Below are 13,700 nucleotides of genomic sequence, written 5' to 3' on the forward strand. Positions count from 1 at the left end.
GGGTAACCCTAACGAGTTCACCATTCGTCAGCTGGCTGAACAGGTGCGTACCCGCATCAATCCGGAGCTGCCTTTGCTCGAGAAACCCTTGCCTCCCGATGATCCCCGCCAACGCCAGCCCGACATTGCTTTGGCCCAGCGGGAACTCGGCTGGCAGCCCCGGGTGAGCCTGGAGCAGGGCCTCGAACCCACCATCGCTTGGTTTCAGGAGCTGTTGGGCTGAGGCTGCGCGGTTGAACGGCAGACTGGCCCCACTGAAGCGGGATGGGTGTGAGTCAGCTGCAGAGCCTGCGCGGCATGGTGGATTTGCTACCGGAGCAAACCCGGCGGTGGCAGGCGGTGGAGGCGGTGGCCCGCGAGCATTTCTGCCGAGCCGGGATCGAGGAGATCCGCACACCTCTGCTTGAGGTCACCGAACTCTTCGCCCGGGGCATCGGCGAAGGCACCGATGTGGTGGGCAAGGAGATGTATTCCTTTCTTGATCGCGGCGAGCGCTCCTGCACCCTGCGGCCGGAAGGTACTGCATCGGTCGTTCGTGCAGCGGTGCAGCACGGATTGCTCAGTCAGGGAGCCCAGAAGCTCTGGTATAGCGGGCCGATGTTCCGTTATGAGCGACCCCAGGCGGGGCGCCAGCGCCAGTTTCATCAGATCGGGGTGGAGTGCCTGGGGGTGAGCAGTGCCCGCAGTGACGTGGAGGTGATCGCCCTGGCCTGGGACCTGTTGGCGGCCCTGGGGATCAAGGATTTGGAGCTGGAGATCAACAGCCTTGGCACCCCAGACGACCGCCTTCGCTACCGCGAGCAACTGGTGGTGTGGTTGAAGGAGCGGGTTGACCAGCTCGACTCCAACTCTCAGGAGCGTCTGATCACCAACCCCCTGCGCATCCTCGACAGCAAGAACACAACCACGCAGGCTCTGTTGGCCGATGCCCCCACCCTGCTGGACGCTTTATCGGATGAGAGTGCCGCTCGCTTCGCTGAGGTGCAGACCTTGCTGCGTCAGCTGGCGATTCCCTTCCAGGTGAACACTCGTTTGGTGCGTGGCCTTGATTACTACGGTCACACCGCCTTTGAAATCACCAGCGACCAGCTCGGTGCCCAGGCCACCGTCTGTGGTGGTGGGCGTTACGACGGCCTCGTGGAGCAGTTGGGCGGTTCGGCTACGCCGGCGATCGGATGGGCCCTGGGGATGGAGCGCTTGCTGCTGGTGTTGGAGGCTGCCGCCAAAGCCGATCCCGATGGTGCAGCAGCACGGCTCACCGCTCAGCTGCCCCCCACTATTTATCTGGTGAATCGCGGTGAGGCGGCTGAGGCCGCGGCTCTCGGTTTGGCACGCAACCTCAGGCAGGCTGGTGTTGCGGTGGAGCTCGATGGCTCCGGAGCAGCTTTCGGCAAACAGTTCAAACGCGCCGATCGTTGCGGTGCCCCTTGGGCTCTGGTGATCGGCGATCAGGAGGCTGAACAGGGCTGCGTGCGCCTCAAGTCGCTGCGCGCAGAAGCCGACGAGCAGACCTTGGCGTTTGATGCCATCCCTGAATTGCTTGAAGCCTTGGGCTGATCCCTTGAAGAACTGCCGGTAACCTGGCGAGATCGCAATGGGCATGCTGGATCTGCCGATGACACTGTCTTCCGCCCCGACTTCTGCAGCGGGTGCCGTGCGCCGCATCTGTTGCATCGGGGCCGGCTATGTGGGCGGGCCGACCATGGCGGTGATCGCCGATCGCTGCCCCTATCTCCAGGTCACGGTGGTGGACCTCAACGAACAGCGCATCGCCGCCTGGAACGACAGCGATCTCAGCATGCTGCCGGTGTACGAGCCCGGTTTGGATGTTGTTGTTGGCCGTGCCCGCGGCCGCAACCTCAGTTTTTCCACGGCGGTGGATGAGGCAATTGCCGCCGCCGACATGGTGTTCATCTCCGTGAACACCCCCACCAAAACCAAGGGCTTAGGGGCTGGCCAGGCCAGTGACTTGCGCTGGGTTGAGGCCTGTGCCCGCCAGGTAGCCAAGGTGGCGATGGGCCACACGATCGTGGTCGAAAAAAGCACCTTGCCGGTGCGCACCGCCCAGGCCATTAAGGAGATCCTGGCGGCAGCCCAGGGGGAAGGATCGAATGGATGCAGCTTCTCGGTGCTCTCCAATCCGGAGTTTTTGGCGGAAGGCACCGCCATCAGCGATCTGGAAGGCCCCGACCGGGTGCTGATCGGTGGGGAAGATGCGGCGGCGATTGATGCCCTGGCTTCGGTGTATGCCCATTGGGTGCCCCAGGAAAAGATCCTGCGCACCAACCTCTGGAGCAGTGAGCTCTCCAAGCTCACGGCCAATGCCTTTCTGGCCCAGCGCATCAGCTCGATCAATTCCATTGCCGCTTTCTGCGAGGCCACCGGCGCCGATGTGCGTGAGGTGGCGCGGGCCATCGGTACCGATAGCCGCATTGGCCCCAAGTTTCTCCAGGCCGGCCCTGGTTTCGGTGGCAGCTGCTTCCAGAAAGATATCCTCAATCTGGTGTATCTCTGCCGCCATTTCGGCCTGCCGGAAGTGGCGGATTACTGGGAGAGCGTGGTGACGCTCAACACCTGGCAGCAGCACCGCATCTCGCGCCTGGTGGTGCAGAAGTTATTCGGGACCGTGACCGGCAAGCGCTTGGCCGTGCTCGGTTTTGCCTTCAAGGCCGACACCAACGACACCCGCGAAGCACCGGCGATCCGCATCTGCCGCGATCTGTTGGAGGAGGGGGCTCAGCTCGCCATCCACGACCCCAAGGTGGCGTCAGATCAGATCGCCCGTGATCTTCACCTGGAGGCCAGCGCGGTTCCTGATGCCAACGCCAGCCCCTCCAGGGCGGCTCTCAGCGGCGAGGGCGCCTGGTGGAAAACAGATGACGTGGCCTCCACCGTGGCGGGAGCCGACGCGGTGCTGATCCTCACCGAATGGCAGCAGTATCGCCAGCTCGATTGGCAGGCCTTGGCGCCCTTGCTGCGTCAGCCTGCTTGGATCTTTGATGCCCGTTCCGTCGTGGATCCTGCGGCTATCGCAGCAGCAGGGCTTCAGTTGTGGCGCATCGGGGATGGTGGCGACCCGATCACAAGTTGATTCGCATCACTTCTGTTTGCTTCCCACCGTTCGCTGATCTGTCATGACTGCCATCAACTCTCGTCCGATTCTGGTAACTGGCGCTGCCGGTTTCATTGGGGCAGCTCTCTGCCAGCGGTTGTTGCAGCGCGGTGATCGCGTGATCGGCATCGACAACCTCAACAGCTATTACGACCCGTCCCTGAAGCAGGCACGCCTTAAGGCGATCGCGGCCATGGCCCCTGCCTGGCGGTTTGAGCGGATCGCCTTGGAGGACGGCGAGGCGTTGCTGGCGTTGTTCGCGGCCGAGCGGCCCCGGGTGGTCGTGAACCTGGCGGCCCAGGCGGGTGTGCGTTATTCGCTCGAAAACCCTGCGGCCTGCATCCAGAGCAACCTGGTGGGCTTTGGCCACATCCTCGAAGGTTGCCGGCACCATGGCGTGGAGAACCTGGTCTATGCCTCCAGTAGCTCGGTCTATGGCGGGAATCGCAACCTGCCGTTCGACGAGCACCAACCGGTGAATCACCCGGTGAGCCTCTATGCCGCCAGCAAGAAGGCCAATGAATTGATGGCCCACACATACAGCCATCTCTATGGGCTGCCAGCAACGGGCCTGCGCTTTTTCACCGTGTATGGCCCCTGGGGCCGTCCCGACATGGCACCGATGTTGTTCGCCAAGGCGATCCTGGCCGGGAAGCCGATTCGCGTGTTCAACCACGGCCAGATGCAGCGTGATTTCACTTACATCGATGACATTGTCGAGGGGGTGCTGCGCTGCTGCGACAAGCCGGCGACGGTGAACCCTGACTTCGACCCCCTGGTCTCCGATCCGGCCACGGCTGCGGCACCGAATCGGGTCTTCAACATCGGTAACAGCCAGCCCACGCCCCTGCTGCGCTTCATTGAGGTGATGGAGGAGGCCCTAGGCCGTGAAGCGATCAAGGACTTCCAGCCCATGCAACCCGGCGATGTGGTGGCGACTGCCGCGAACACCGTAGCCCTTGAAGAGTGGGTGGGCTTCAAGCCATCCACCTCCATCGAGAGAGGGGTGGGTGCATTCGCCCGCTGGTATCGCACCTATTTCGAGGTTTGAACCTCAACGTTTGGACTCAGGTGTGATGGATTAAATCAGGCATAAAAAACCGACGCGAAGGACCGATTTTCTTCGCTTTGTCAGCAGTTGATCAGGCAGAACCCACACCGGTGTAGGAGCCGTAGAAGAACAGGCCCACAACGAATAGAACTGCCATTCCGCCTGCAGTAGCAACCAACCAAAGAGGAAGAACGCCTTCGGTCCAGCGTGACTTCCAAGGCACAGCTGGCCTGCCGTCAGGCAGGCGATCGGGAATACGACCGTCAGGGAATGGGGATTTTTTTCCGCTCATCGAATAATCCTCAGTTGAAGAAGTAGCTGGACATGAGCACGCCGGTCACAAAAACAAACAACAGCCCCAGATACAGGCTGGTGCGGTTGAGCTCAACAGGGAGATTGTTGGGATTGGGATTGCGTTCCATAGGTCGGATCAGCGGCGGATGAACTGCATCGCGGCGAGGGCGCCAAGGAAGAACACCGTCGGGATACCGAGGGTGTGCAATGCAAGCCAGCGCACCGTGAAGATCGGATAGTTACGTGGCGTTGTGGCGACGGGGGGAGCTTGTGTCATGACTTATTTCAAGCGGATGTCGAGTTCAGACTTGCCCTCGTAGCGCTGGCTTACTACTGGTGCCTTGCTCTCAGATGCTTGGAAATAAGCATCAGGGCGAGGAGTTCCGAAAGCGTCGTAGGCCAGGCCGGTGGACACGAACAGGAAACCTGCCAAAAAGATGGCAGGTAGTGTCACGGCGTGGATCACCCAGTAACGGATGCTCGTGATGATTTCGAAGAACGGACGTTCTCCTGTTGAGCCGGCAGCCATGGCGTTGGGCGTATCAGGACGATGATCTTAGGAGGTGGGTCTGGCGTGCTGAGGCTGAGGCAGTACCTCAGTTACACAGCGTTGCCGACCCAACGGAGCAGGTTGCCCCGCTCACCCAGCACAAAGGCGTGCTCTCCGTGGAAGACCATGCGGGTGAAGTTGCTGGGTTGACGGTCCCCGACAGGATCGTTCTCCCAGCTGTCGCCGCCGTCCCGGCTTACCAGAAGGGTGCCGTTGCCGCCTCCAGCCCAAATGGCGCCATCGCCATCCCAGGCCAGATCCATGTAGCCGTAGCCGTTGGTGATGGGAATAATGGCCTTGCTCCAGCTGTCGAAATCCCCAGGCTCATCGTTGAGCCGGATCTGCGCACCGCGAGCAACCATCCAGAGATTTCCATCGGGCTGGAAGCCGATGCTTTGCAGCCGCTGGCTGCTCACGCGCTGGTGAACCTGCCAGACGGAATCGCCTGGTTCCCATGTTGCGTAGAAGTTGCCGAGGCCACTCACGCTCACGTAGCTGCCGTCGTTGCTGCGTCGTAGATCGCGGACGGCACCCGCGGCATCGGTCACCTTGGCTTCCCAGCTGCTCCCGTCGTTATGAGTCTCATAGACCGCACCCACGTTGGTGGCAAGTTCTGCCGAATGGCTGCCCAGGGCTGTGATCAGGTAGGGCTCGCCGGGCAATTTGGTGTCCAGGAACAAGCGAGTCCAGTTCTGGCCGCCGTCGTCGCTGTGCATCAGCAGCCCAGGCTGTCCAGCGATCCAGCCTTCATCGCCATTGAAGTCGATGCTCATCAGACGAAAGTTCTCCTCGTCGGGCAGGTCAAGACTGCGCTCATTCCAATGGGCGCCGCCGTCGTTGGTTTCCTGGATCATCCGGTTGCTGCCCACCAAGTAACCGTGGCGGCTGTCGGTGAAGGCCACATCCAGTGGATTGGCTTGGGTATCGAGATCCATGGCCTGCCAGGGGCTGGTGGTGGCCGTGGGCACGTGGGTGGTAACGCAGCCGCTGATGCTGACCCCCAGCACCAGCACCAGCAGGAGCTGGGTTGCAGAGTTCAACAGACGTTTCATGGGTTGGCCTCAGCGCAAGGAATAAAGGGATAGGAAAAAGGCGAAGCCGAGGGCAAGGCCGCCGAAGATCAGGACATTCTTCTGCCCCGGCGTCATTCGGTTCACCCCAAGGCCGAAATCGAGGTTCTCGTCAAAACCGCTGGCTTTGGCACGCGGACCGATATCGCGGAAGGCGGCTACCTTGCTACGGCAGACGGGGCATCGGAAGGCCAGCGCGTCGAGATCCTCGAAGGCTGTGCCGGGTTCAATCCCGACCTTCTTGACCCCTTCGTCGGGGTCATAGAGGTAGCCGCAGCTGCGACATTCGAAACGGTGGGTCCGTGGGTCGCTCTCCGAAGCGGTTTCAACCGCTTCGGTGGCTTCGACCGGCTGGACGGACTGTTGTTCGTCGCTCACCGCTGTGTTGCTGGGCGGATTGACTCTATCGACGACAACTCCAGGCGGTGAATGCCAGACTGCACCCCACTACGGGGACCTCCATGTTTGCCCTGCCCGGCTATGACGCCTTTCTGGGGTTTCTGCTGATCGCGGCCGCAGTTCCGGCGTTGGCATTGATCACCAACAAATTGGTGGCGCCGAAAAGCTCTGCCGGTGAGCGCCAGCTCACCTACGAATCCGGCATGGAACCCATTGGCGGGGCCTGGATTCAATTCAATATTCGTTACTACATGTTTGCGCTGGTTTTCGTCATCTTCGATGTTGAGACCGTGTTTCTCTATCCCTGGGCTGTGGCGTTCAACCGCCTCGGCTTGTTGGCCTTCATAGAAGCCCTTGTTTTTATCACCATCCTTCTGGTCGCCTTGGCCTACGCCTGGCGCAAAGGCGCCCTTGAGTGGAGCTAGTCATGTCTGAGAACACATCCCCCTCCATTTCTGCTGTTCGTGATCTGCGCGAAGCCAGCTGCGGTCCGATTGGTACCCCAACGGTCACCAATGACCTCAGCGAGAACGTCATCCTCACCAGCCTGGATGACCTGCACAACTGGGCCCGTTTGAGCAGTCTCTGGCCTCTTCTTTATGGAACGGCCTGCTGCTTCATTGAATTTGCGGCGCTTTTGGGTTCTCGCTTCGATTTCGACCGCTTTGGTCTGGTTCCCCGCAGTTCCCCGCGTCAGGCCGACCTTTTGATCGTGGCCGGCACAGTGACCATGAAAATGGCCCCAGCCCTGGTGCGGCTGTATGAGCAGATGCCAGAGCCGAAGTACGTGATCGCCATGGGTGCCTGCACCATCACCGGTGGCATGTTCAGCGCTGACTCCACCACCGCGGTGCGTGGCGTCGACAAGCTGATCCCAGTGGATCTTTATCTGCCGGGCTGCCCGCCCCGCCCTGAAGCGATCTTTGACGCGGTGATCAAGCTGCGCAAGAAAGTGGGTGATGAGTCTTTGGCTGAGCGCCGCAAGCATCAGCAGACCCACCGCTATTTGACAGTCTCCCATCAGATGAAGCGCGTGGAGCCTGTCGTGACCGGCTCCTACCTCCGGGCTGAATCCCAGAAAGCCGCCCTGGCTGCAGCGCCGGCTGGTCAGACCCTGGCGACCGATGCCGCCGTGCTCACCTCTGCTGCTGAACCTGTCGAGTCATGAGAGAAACCCCTTCCAGAGAATCTGCCGCCTCCGATGAAGCGGGTGCTGTTATTGCTCCCGAGCCTGGTCCGGTCAGCAAATGGCTGAACAAGCAAGGCTTCGATCACAACAGCCTGGATCTTGACCATCTCGGCGTTGAGCAGATCGGTGTTGAAGCTGCCGTGCTTCCGATGATTGCTGCGGCGCTTAAGAGCAACGGTTTCGACTATCTGCAGTGTCAGGGGGGCTACGACGAAGGCCCTGGTGAGCAGCTGGTTTGCTTCTATCACTTGTTGGCGATGGCTGAACAGGTGGAGGCGATGGCTGCGGATTCTTCAGCCAAGCTGAGGGAAGTGAGGATCAAAGTTTTCCTGAACCGAGAAGGCACACCCTCACTGCCATCGATCTACGGACTGTTCCGTGGTGCGGATTGGCAGGAGCGTGAAACCTTCGACATGTACGGCATCCAATTCGAGGGGCACCCGCATCCCAAGCGTTTGCTGATGCCTGAAGACTGGAAAGGTTGGCCGTTGCGTAAGGACTACGTCCAGCCTGACTTTTACGAAATGCAGGACGCCTATTGATTGCCGTTCATGAGGCGTTCTGGGAGCGGTGGCTGCGGTAAAATCTCATCACCGCAAGTGCAAGGCTGCGCGAATCGTGGCGTAATGTGGCTATGGGCCGCACTCCCTGCAGCGATGCTTGGGTGACGTCGTAGCCGTCGGAGCGCAGCCCTTCCGCATCGCAACGCACGGGATCGGCGCCGCGCCTCTGATAGTAGCGCACCAGATCTGAATCAGGCAGGTCGGCCTGGGCCAGGACGGCATTGAACAGTCTGGGTTCAATGCCAAGGCTGGCGAGCTGTGCTTCGATCGCGCGGATGTGACCGCGCACATCCAGACCGTCGGTCTCGCCGGGTTGCGTCATCAGGTTGCAGATGTACAGCCTGGGGGCCTTGCTCCGTTTGATGGCGCTCACCAGTTCTGGCACCAGCAGATTGGGGAGCAGGGAGGTGTAAAGGCTGCCCGGCCCGAGCACGATCAGGTCGGCATTGGCGATCGCCTCAAGCGCCCTGGGCAACGCAGGTGGACGTTCAGGACTGCAGCCCAGACGAACAATGGGGCTGGGGGCGTGGCCGATGTTGCTTTCCCCTTCAATCCGTTGGCCGTTTTCAAGTTCGGCCCAGAGCTGCACATCCACGTTGGTGGCCGGTACCACCTGACCTTGCACCGCTAACACACGGCTGGACGCGGTAATCGCTGCTTCTAAATTGCCCGTGATCGCTGAGAGGGCTGAGAGAAACAAATTGCCGAAGCTGTGCCCCTCTAGGCCGCTCCCGGCCGCAAAGCGATATTGGAACAGGCGGGTGAGCAATGGCTCTTCGGTGGAAAGGGCGGCCAGACAGTTGCGGATGTCGCCTGGGGGCAACACCCCCAGTTCCCGCCGGAGAACCCCGCTGCTGCCGCCATCATCAGCGACGGTGACGATCGCGGTGATGCGGCTGCTGTAACGCTTCAGGCCGCTCAGTAGGGTCGATAAGCCTGTTCCGCCTCCGATGGCCACGATGTTGGGTCCCCTGTTCAAGCGGCTTTTGGCCCGAAGGGCATCCACCAGAACGGTGTCCTTGTCGGGAGCGAGAGCCTGTTGAATCGATCCGAAGCTGCGGCTCTGCCCCCACAGCAAAAGGCCGATGCCGATCAGCACCACCAGGGGACCGGTCACTTCGCGGGGCAACACGGTGGTGAAACTGCTCAGCAGCCAGCTGAGCGTTTCCAGCATCCAGTAGATCGGTTTCAGGTCGGCCCAGACGGCGGCCCCCAGCAGCGCCATCAACAGGCCTAGGCCGGAGGTGAGCAGCCAGCGCTTCACCACCAGTCCGGGTTGAAGCCAGCGCACGGCCCTTTGGGATCGAGTCATCAGATCCTGTCGCCGCTTATCGCGCATCATCCGGGCTTGGCGTCTGCTTGTCGGGGGCTTCAGCGCCAAGGAACGGCTTGGTGAGCAAGTTCACCGAACTGTACGGAGCTTGTGGAAAGGCGGCAGGATGTCTATGTTTTTCGACCCAGATCGTGCCGCAGCTTCAATCCGTCGTGGAGATGCGGGACCTCACGATGCAGTGGGGACCTCGGCCTGTTCTTGATCGGGTCAACCTGACCCTGCGTGCGGGGGAGCGCTTGGCTGTGGTGGGTCCATCGGGGGCTGGCAAATCAACGGTGTTGCGCCTGCTGGCTGGTTTGCAGCTGTCCACCAGTGGTGAGCTGCGCTTGTTCAACCAACCGCAGACCTACCTGCGGCTGGATCAAACCGATCCGCCGGACGTGCGGCTGGTGTTTCAAAACCCTGCTCTTTTGGCATCGCTCACGGTTGAGGAGAACGTCGGCTTCCTGTTGCGGGAACGGGCGCAGCTGTCGCGGCAAGAGATTCGCGATCGTGTTCATGGCTGCCTGGAGGCGGTTGGGCTCTACGACGTGGCCCACCTCTATGCCGGTGAATTGAGTGGTGGCATGCAGAAGCGGGTGAGCTTCGCTCGTGCTCTGATTGATGACCCCCAGAAGGGGGATCAGTCGAAGCCCTTGTTGCTCTACGACGAGCCCACCGCAGGGCTGGATCCCGTGGCTTGCACGCGGATCGAGGATTTAATTGTCAAAACCACCACCGTGGCCCAAGGCTGTTCGGTGGTTGTGAGTCACGTGCGCAGCACGATTGAACGGTCGGCGGAACGGGTGGTGATGCTCTACGACAGTCAGTTCCAGTGGGAAGGCTCGATGGATGCGTTTCGCACCACAGAGAACCCCTATGTCGTTCAGTTCAGGACGGGTAGCCTGCGCGGACCGATGCAACCGGCAGAGCACTGACCACCATGCGACGCAGCGTTCGTGATGCCATCGTCGGATTCACCGTGATTGGCGGCATCATCGGATTTGCTTCAACGGCCCTTTGGCTCCGAGGGGTTCGTTTGGGGTCCAGCCATTGGTCCCTGACCGCCCGTTTCAACGATGCGGCGGGTCTGGCGGAGCGTTCTCCTGTGATCTACAGGGGCATCCTGGTTGGTTCCGTTCGCTCGATTGTGGTCACCCCTGAGGCGGTGGTGGCTGAACTTGAAATCAACAAAGCTGATCTGCGCCTTCCGCTGCCCGTGACCGCCACGGTGGGCTCGGCTTCCCTTTTTGGGGGGAGTGCCCAGGTGGCATTGGTCAGCCGCGGAACTCCGCTGCCGAAGGATGCACCCCTCCCGCATGCGGCCGGCTGTCAGCCAACGCGACAGCTCTGCAGCGGTGGAACTGTGGTTGGAAAAGAGGTCCCCAATCTCTCTACCGTGACTGCAATCATGCAGGAGCTGCTGGCAGAGATTCAGAACGAACGGGTGATTCCCAATGTGGCTGCCTCACTTGAGCCGATTGATGCCATGGCGAAGGAATTTGAGCTGTTGACGGTGCAGCTGCAAGACGAGCTGGTCAAAGCGGTCCCGGTGATTCGCAATCTGGAGGCGGCGACGGCGCATGCCAACAACATCATCTCCTCACTCGACAATCCCAAGACTTTGAATGAGCTCAAACAGACGGTCGCCAATGCGGCCCAGCTCACCGCCAAGATCGATGCTGTTGGTAGCGACGTGGCTCAACTCACAGGCGATCCTGAGTTCATGAAGGGAGTGCGCAGCATCACCATCGGTCTGGGTGAATTGTTCGGCGAAATCTATCCGACGCAAACAGGTCAATAATCACGATGTCGGGTGGATATTGATTAGATATCGGGTCGATATCGTGCTGTTTAGATGCTGCTGATGGCGTCCATCGCAACCGCTGCAATTGCCTGATCGCTTGCCTTGGGTAGCTGCACGTATTTGCCGCCTGCGGCTTCAGCGAGGTCTTTGCCCATGCCGCTGCCGATGAACTTGCGCTCGGTGTCGATCACCAGCAGCTTGATCCCGAGCATCCGGTAGCGGGCGGCGACGTCCAGCACCTCTTGCTTGAGATCGGGCTTCTCTTCGCTCTCTAGTTCCGGTTGGCCCAGGGAGGTGCTCAGGGGAACGTTGCCGCGTCCGTCGGTGATAGCGACAACCACCACTTGGCCGAGATCCCCCGTGGCCAGAGCATTGGCGCCGACGCGGGCGGCCTGGGTGAGACCATGGGCCAGGGGTGAACCGCCGCCGCAGGGCATTGATTCCAGCCGGCGCCGGGCGGCGGTGATCGAGCGGGTGGGCGGGAGCAGCACCTCGGCCTGATCACCGCGGAAGGGGATCAGTGCCACTTCATCGCGGTTTTCATAAGCCTCGGTGAGCAGCCGGATCACGGCACCTTTGGCGCTCTGCATCCGGTTTAGGGCCATTGAGCCGCTTGCATCCACCAGGAACACCACCAGGGCGCCGGCCTTGCGCTGCAGCAATTTTGCGCGCAGATCGCCCTCCTTCACGATCACCGAGCGGCCCGGTTCCCTTTCGCGGCGAATCTTCTGGTACGGCGCCGCTGCTCTCAGGGTGGCGTCGACGGCGATGCGGCGCACCGGTCCGCGGGGCAGCATCGGTTTCACGTAGCGCCCACGGCTGTCACTCAGCACCACCGAACGGCTGCCGCTGTTGCCGCTTTTCGCTTTGGTGGCATTAAACAGCAGTAGATCAGGGTCCACCTCGATCGCTTCGGGATCGAGCATGAACTCCTCGGGCACCGCAGGTGGAGCTTGGTCCTCCTCGCTGTCAACCTCGTTGTCGTCGCTGTTGTCTTCCGGAGGGTCGTTCTCCTCCTCGCCGGATCCTTCCGGCGGCGGCGGCGGCGGATTCTCCTGCTGCTGGTCGCCTTGGTCCTGGGGCGGCGGTGGTGGCTCCTGGTCCGGCGGCGGCGGCGGCTCCATCTGTTGGTCCGGCGGCGGCATCTGGGAAGCCCGCGGCGCGATCACCAAGGCGACGGCAACTTGAAGGTCTTCGGCTTCCACCTGATCCCGTCCGCTGAGGGCGGCATGGGCCTTGGCCACCCGTACGGCGTAGAGCTCGGAGCGGTGCCCTTCGACGCCGCCGCGGATGGCTTCGGTGACGAGGTACTTGATCTGTTTGCCGCTGATCTGAACGTCCGGCAACCACTGGCGGGCCAGCAGCAGCTGGGTGGCCAGGGCATCGGTTTCCTCGCTCCATTTCTCGGCAAAGTTGCGACTGCACTGGCCATGGCTGATCACTGCGTTGGTGATCTCCACTCGCTGCTCGGTGCTCACCAGTTGGTTGGCCGAAAGCGCGATGGCGAAACGGTCCAGCAGGTGATCGCAGACGTTCCCCTCTTCCGGGTTGTAGGTGGCGATCAGCAGGGGCCGGCAGGGGTGGCTGAGGCTGAGGCCCTCGCGCTCCACCCGGTTTTCGCCGCTGCCAACCGCCGCCAGCATCAGGTTGACGATGCCGTCATCGAGCAGGTTGAGCTCGTCGACATACAGCACCCCCCGGTGGGCATCGGCCAGCAGGCCGGGCTGGAACACGGCGCTGCCGCTGGAGAGCGATGCGGCCACATCGACGGCGCCCACGAGCCGATCTTCTGTGATGCCGAGGGGGATTTGGATGAAGGGTGCGGGGATCACCTTGGAGGGAGGGTCCCCCGAGATCTGGTTGCGGGTGGTGTCATCCCATTCCTCGGGATTCTGCGGGTCGAGGTTGCGGCCCACACCGCTCTCGCTGTCGAGGATGTCGATCGGTGGCAGCAGGGCATGCAGGCCCCGGGCCAGCACGGATTTACCGGTGCCACGCCCGCCGGCGATCACCACGCCGCCCAGGCCCGGATCAACGGCCGCCAGCAACAGGGCCAGCTTGAGCGTGCCGTGGCCGGTGATCGCGGCCAGTGGAAAAGCACGGGTTGCCTGGTCGTCCTTCACGACTGCACCGCTTGCCACCATGGAGGCGTCCCATCCCGCTTCGTGCGCGCCAGTCTCGCTGATGCTGTCCTCTGCTGCTTCAGCCCTGGCGATCGCCCTTGGGGCGAACCGGGAGAGTCCGGCCGGAACGCCCGCCGAGACGCTGCTGGCGGTGCGGCCGCTGCTGGAGGAGCAGGTGCTGGCCTGGGCGGCTCAGGAGCTCTGTTTTCGTTGGTCGGATCTTCACGACA

16 protein-coding genes and 1 pseudogene are annotated in these 13,700 nt (G+C 61.7%); 9 read left to right on the plus strand and 8 right to left on the minus strand.

The window, feature by feature from the left end; translation table 11 throughout:
* From ACGVJ8_RS04350 to ACGVJ8_RS04365, 4 genes and pseudogenes are all read left to right on the plus strand, one after another.
* Positions 1 to 223: pseudogene (locus ACGVJ8_RS04350) on the plus strand (SDR family NAD-dependent epimerase/dehydratase); the annotation flags it as partial.
* A gap of 47 nt (positions 224 to 270) precedes the next feature.
* Positions 271 to 1,557: a histidine--tRNA ligase gene (gene hisS, locus ACGVJ8_RS04355; protein ID WP_392345784.1), complete on the plus strand. Its 1,287-nt coding sequence runs from the start codon at positions 271 to 273 to the stop codon at positions 1,555 to 1,557.
* Positions 1,558 to 1,615: 58 nt separating this feature from the next.
* Positions 1,616 to 3,091, plus strand: coding sequence for a nucleotide sugar dehydrogenase (locus ACGVJ8_RS04360; RefSeq protein ID WP_392345763.1), 1,476 nt, complete (start codon positions 1,616 to 1,618; stop codon positions 3,089 to 3,091).
* A gap of 43 nt (positions 3,092 to 3,134) precedes the next feature.
* Positions 3,135 to 4,163: an NAD-dependent epimerase gene (locus tag ACGVJ8_RS04365; protein ID WP_392345765.1), complete on the plus strand. Its 1,029-nt coding sequence runs from the start codon at positions 3,135 to 3,137 to the stop codon at positions 4,161 to 4,163.
* A gap of 91 nt (positions 4,164 to 4,254) precedes the next feature.
* Here the strand turns inward: ACGVJ8_RS04365 and ACGVJ8_RS04370 are convergent, their stop codons facing one another.
* The 6 genes from ACGVJ8_RS04370 to ACGVJ8_RS04395 form a co-directional block, all read right to left on the minus strand.
* Positions 4,255 to 4,455 carry a photosystem II reaction center protein J gene (locus ACGVJ8_RS04370; RefSeq protein ID WP_006852014.1) on the minus strand — a complete coding sequence of 67 codons (201 nt, stop codon included), beginning with the start codon at positions 4,453 to 4,455 and terminating at the stop codon, positions 4,255 to 4,257.
* Positions 4,456 to 4,465: 10 nt separating this feature from the next.
* The gene (locus tag ACGVJ8_RS04375) at positions 4,466 to 4,585 is read right to left on the minus strand and encodes a photosystem II reaction center protein L (RefSeq protein WP_006852026.1); all 120 of its coding nucleotides are present in this window, start codon (positions 4,583 to 4,585) and stop codon (positions 4,466 to 4,468) included.
* A gap of 8 nt (positions 4,586 to 4,593) precedes the next feature.
* Entirely contained in the window at positions 4,594 to 4,734 is a 141-nt protein-coding gene (gene psbF / locus ACGVJ8_RS04380) for a cytochrome b559 subunit beta (protein ID WP_006851435.1), read from the minus strand.
* A gap of 3 nt (positions 4,735 to 4,737) precedes the next feature.
* Positions 4,738 to 4,986, minus strand: coding sequence for a cytochrome b559 subunit alpha (gene psbE / locus ACGVJ8_RS04385; RefSeq protein ID WP_392345768.1), 249 nt, complete (start codon positions 4,984 to 4,986; stop codon positions 4,738 to 4,740).
* A gap of 71 nt (positions 4,987 to 5,057) precedes the next feature.
* Entirely contained in the window at positions 5,058 to 6,059 is a 1,002-nt protein-coding gene (locus ACGVJ8_RS04390; protein WP_392345770.1) for a photosynthesis system II assembly factor Ycf48, read from the minus strand.
* A gap of 9 nt (positions 6,060 to 6,068) precedes the next feature.
* Positions 6,069 to 6,455: a rubredoxin gene (locus ACGVJ8_RS04395; RefSeq protein ID WP_392345772.1), complete on the minus strand. Its 387-nt coding sequence runs from the start codon at positions 6,453 to 6,455 to the stop codon at positions 6,069 to 6,071.
* An 83-nt stretch (positions 6,456 to 6,538) separates the two neighbouring features.
* On the opposite strand from ACGVJ8_RS04395, the gene ACGVJ8_RS04400 reads away from it, so the two are divergent.
* The 3 genes from ACGVJ8_RS04400 to ACGVJ8_RS04410 are packed head-to-tail and all read left to right on the plus strand — an operon-like array spanning position 6,539 to position 8,207.
* Positions 6,539 to 6,901, plus strand: coding sequence for an NAD(P)H-quinone oxidoreductase subunit 3 (locus ACGVJ8_RS04400; RefSeq protein ID WP_392345774.1), 363 nt, complete (start codon positions 6,539 to 6,541; stop codon positions 6,899 to 6,901).
* A 2-nt stretch (positions 6,902 to 6,903) separates the two neighbouring features.
* Positions 6,904 to 7,644, plus strand: coding sequence for an NADH dehydrogenase subunit K (locus ACGVJ8_RS04405; protein ID WP_392345776.1), 741 nt, complete (start codon positions 6,904 to 6,906; stop codon positions 7,642 to 7,644).
* The gene (locus ACGVJ8_RS04410; RefSeq protein ID WP_392345778.1) at positions 7,641 to 8,207 is read left to right on the plus strand and encodes an NAD(P)H-quinone oxidoreductase subunit J; all 567 of its coding nucleotides are present in this window, start codon (positions 7,641 to 7,643) and stop codon (positions 8,205 to 8,207) included. Before ACGVJ8_RS04405 ends, ACGVJ8_RS04410 begins: the two co-directional genes overlap by 4 nt.
* 7 nt (positions 8,208 to 8,214) lie before the next feature.
* On the opposite strand, the gene yvcK is transcribed toward ACGVJ8_RS04410, so the two are convergent.
* On the minus strand, positions 8,215 to 9,570 hold the full coding sequence (gene yvcK, locus ACGVJ8_RS04415; protein WP_392345786.1) for a uridine diphosphate-N-acetylglucosamine-binding protein YvcK: 1,356 nt from the start codon (positions 9,568 to 9,570) through the stop codon (positions 8,215 to 8,217).
* A 149-nt stretch (positions 9,571 to 9,719) separates the two neighbouring features.
* Between yvcK and ACGVJ8_RS04420 the strand changes: the two genes are divergently transcribed.
* Positions 9,720 to 10,478, plus strand: coding sequence for an ABC transporter ATP-binding protein (locus tag ACGVJ8_RS04420; RefSeq protein ID WP_392345788.1), 759 nt, complete (start codon positions 9,720 to 9,722; stop codon positions 10,476 to 10,478).
* 5 nt (positions 10,479 to 10,483) lie between these two features.
* Positions 10,484 to 11,344 carry an MlaD family protein gene (locus tag ACGVJ8_RS04425; RefSeq protein ID WP_392345780.1) on the plus strand — a complete coding sequence of 287 codons (861 nt, stop codon included), beginning with the start codon at positions 10,484 to 10,486 and terminating at the stop codon, positions 11,342 to 11,344.
* Between the two features lie 50 nt (positions 11,345 to 11,394).
* Here the strand turns inward: ACGVJ8_RS04425 and ACGVJ8_RS04430 are convergent, their stop codons facing one another.
* Positions 11,395 to 13,491 carry a magnesium chelatase subunit D family protein gene (locus ACGVJ8_RS04430; protein ID WP_392345782.1) on the minus strand — a complete coding sequence of 699 codons (2,097 nt, stop codon included), beginning with the start codon at positions 13,489 to 13,491 and terminating at the stop codon, positions 11,395 to 11,397.
* Positions 13,492 to 13,700 lie beyond the last annotated feature (209 nt).

The sequence above is a fragment of the Parasynechococcus sp. genome (genome assembly GCF_042954245.1).
Classification (GTDB): Bacteria; Cyanobacteriota; Cyanobacteriia; order PCC-6307; family Cyanobiaceae; genus Parasynechococcus.

Excerpts from the sequence above, each read along its gene's own strand:
- ACGVJ8_RS04360 (WP_392345763.1), top strand. The coding sequence starts at position 1,616 with ATGACACTGTCTTCCGCCCCGACTTCTGCAGCGGGTGCCGTGCGCCGC.
- ACGVJ8_RS04365 (WP_392345765.1), top strand. The coding sequence starts at position 3,135 with ATGACTGCCATCAACTCTCGTCCGATTCTGGTAACTGGCGCTGCCGGT.
- ACGVJ8_RS04370 (WP_006852014.1), bottom strand. The coding sequence starts at position 4,455 with ATGAGCGGAAAAAAATCCCCATTCCCTGACGGTCGTATTCCCGATCGC.
- ACGVJ8_RS04375 (WP_006852026.1), bottom strand. The coding sequence starts at position 4,585 with ATGGAACGCAATCCCAATCCCAACAATCTCCCTGTTGAGCTCAACCGC.
- psbF (WP_006851435.1), bottom strand. The coding sequence starts at position 4,734 with ATGACACAAGCTCCCCCCGTCGCCACAACGCCACGTAACTATCCGATC.
- psbE (WP_392345768.1), bottom strand. The coding sequence starts at position 4,986 with ATGGCTGCCGGCTCAACAGGAGAACGTCCGTTCTTCGAAATCATCACG.
- ACGVJ8_RS04390 (WP_392345770.1), bottom strand. The coding sequence starts at position 6,059 with ATGAAACGTCTGTTGAACTCTGCAACCCAGCTCCTGCTGGTGCTGGTG.
- ACGVJ8_RS04400 (WP_392345774.1), top strand. The coding sequence starts at position 6,539 with ATGTTTGCCCTGCCCGGCTATGACGCCTTTCTGGGGTTTCTGCTGATC.
- ACGVJ8_RS04405 (WP_392345776.1), top strand. The coding sequence starts at position 6,904 with ATGTCTGAGAACACATCCCCCTCCATTTCTGCTGTTCGTGATCTGCGC.
- ACGVJ8_RS04410 (WP_392345778.1), top strand. The coding sequence starts at position 7,641 with ATGAGAGAAACCCCTTCCAGAGAATCTGCCGCCTCCGATGAAGCGGGT.
- yvcK (WP_392345786.1), bottom strand. The coding sequence starts at position 9,570 with ATGATGCGCGATAAGCGGCGACAGGATCTGATGACTCGATCCCAAAGG.
- ACGVJ8_RS04420 (WP_392345788.1), top strand. The coding sequence starts at position 9,720 with ATGCGGGACCTCACGATGCAGTGGGGACCTCGGCCTGTTCTTGATCGG.
- ACGVJ8_RS04425 (WP_392345780.1), top strand. The coding sequence starts at position 10,484 with ATGCGACGCAGCGTTCGTGATGCCATCGTCGGATTCACCGTGATTGGC.
- ACGVJ8_RS04430 (WP_392345782.1), bottom strand. The coding sequence starts at position 13,491 with ATGGTGGCAAGCGGTGCAGTCGTGAAGGACGACCAGGCAACCCGTGCT.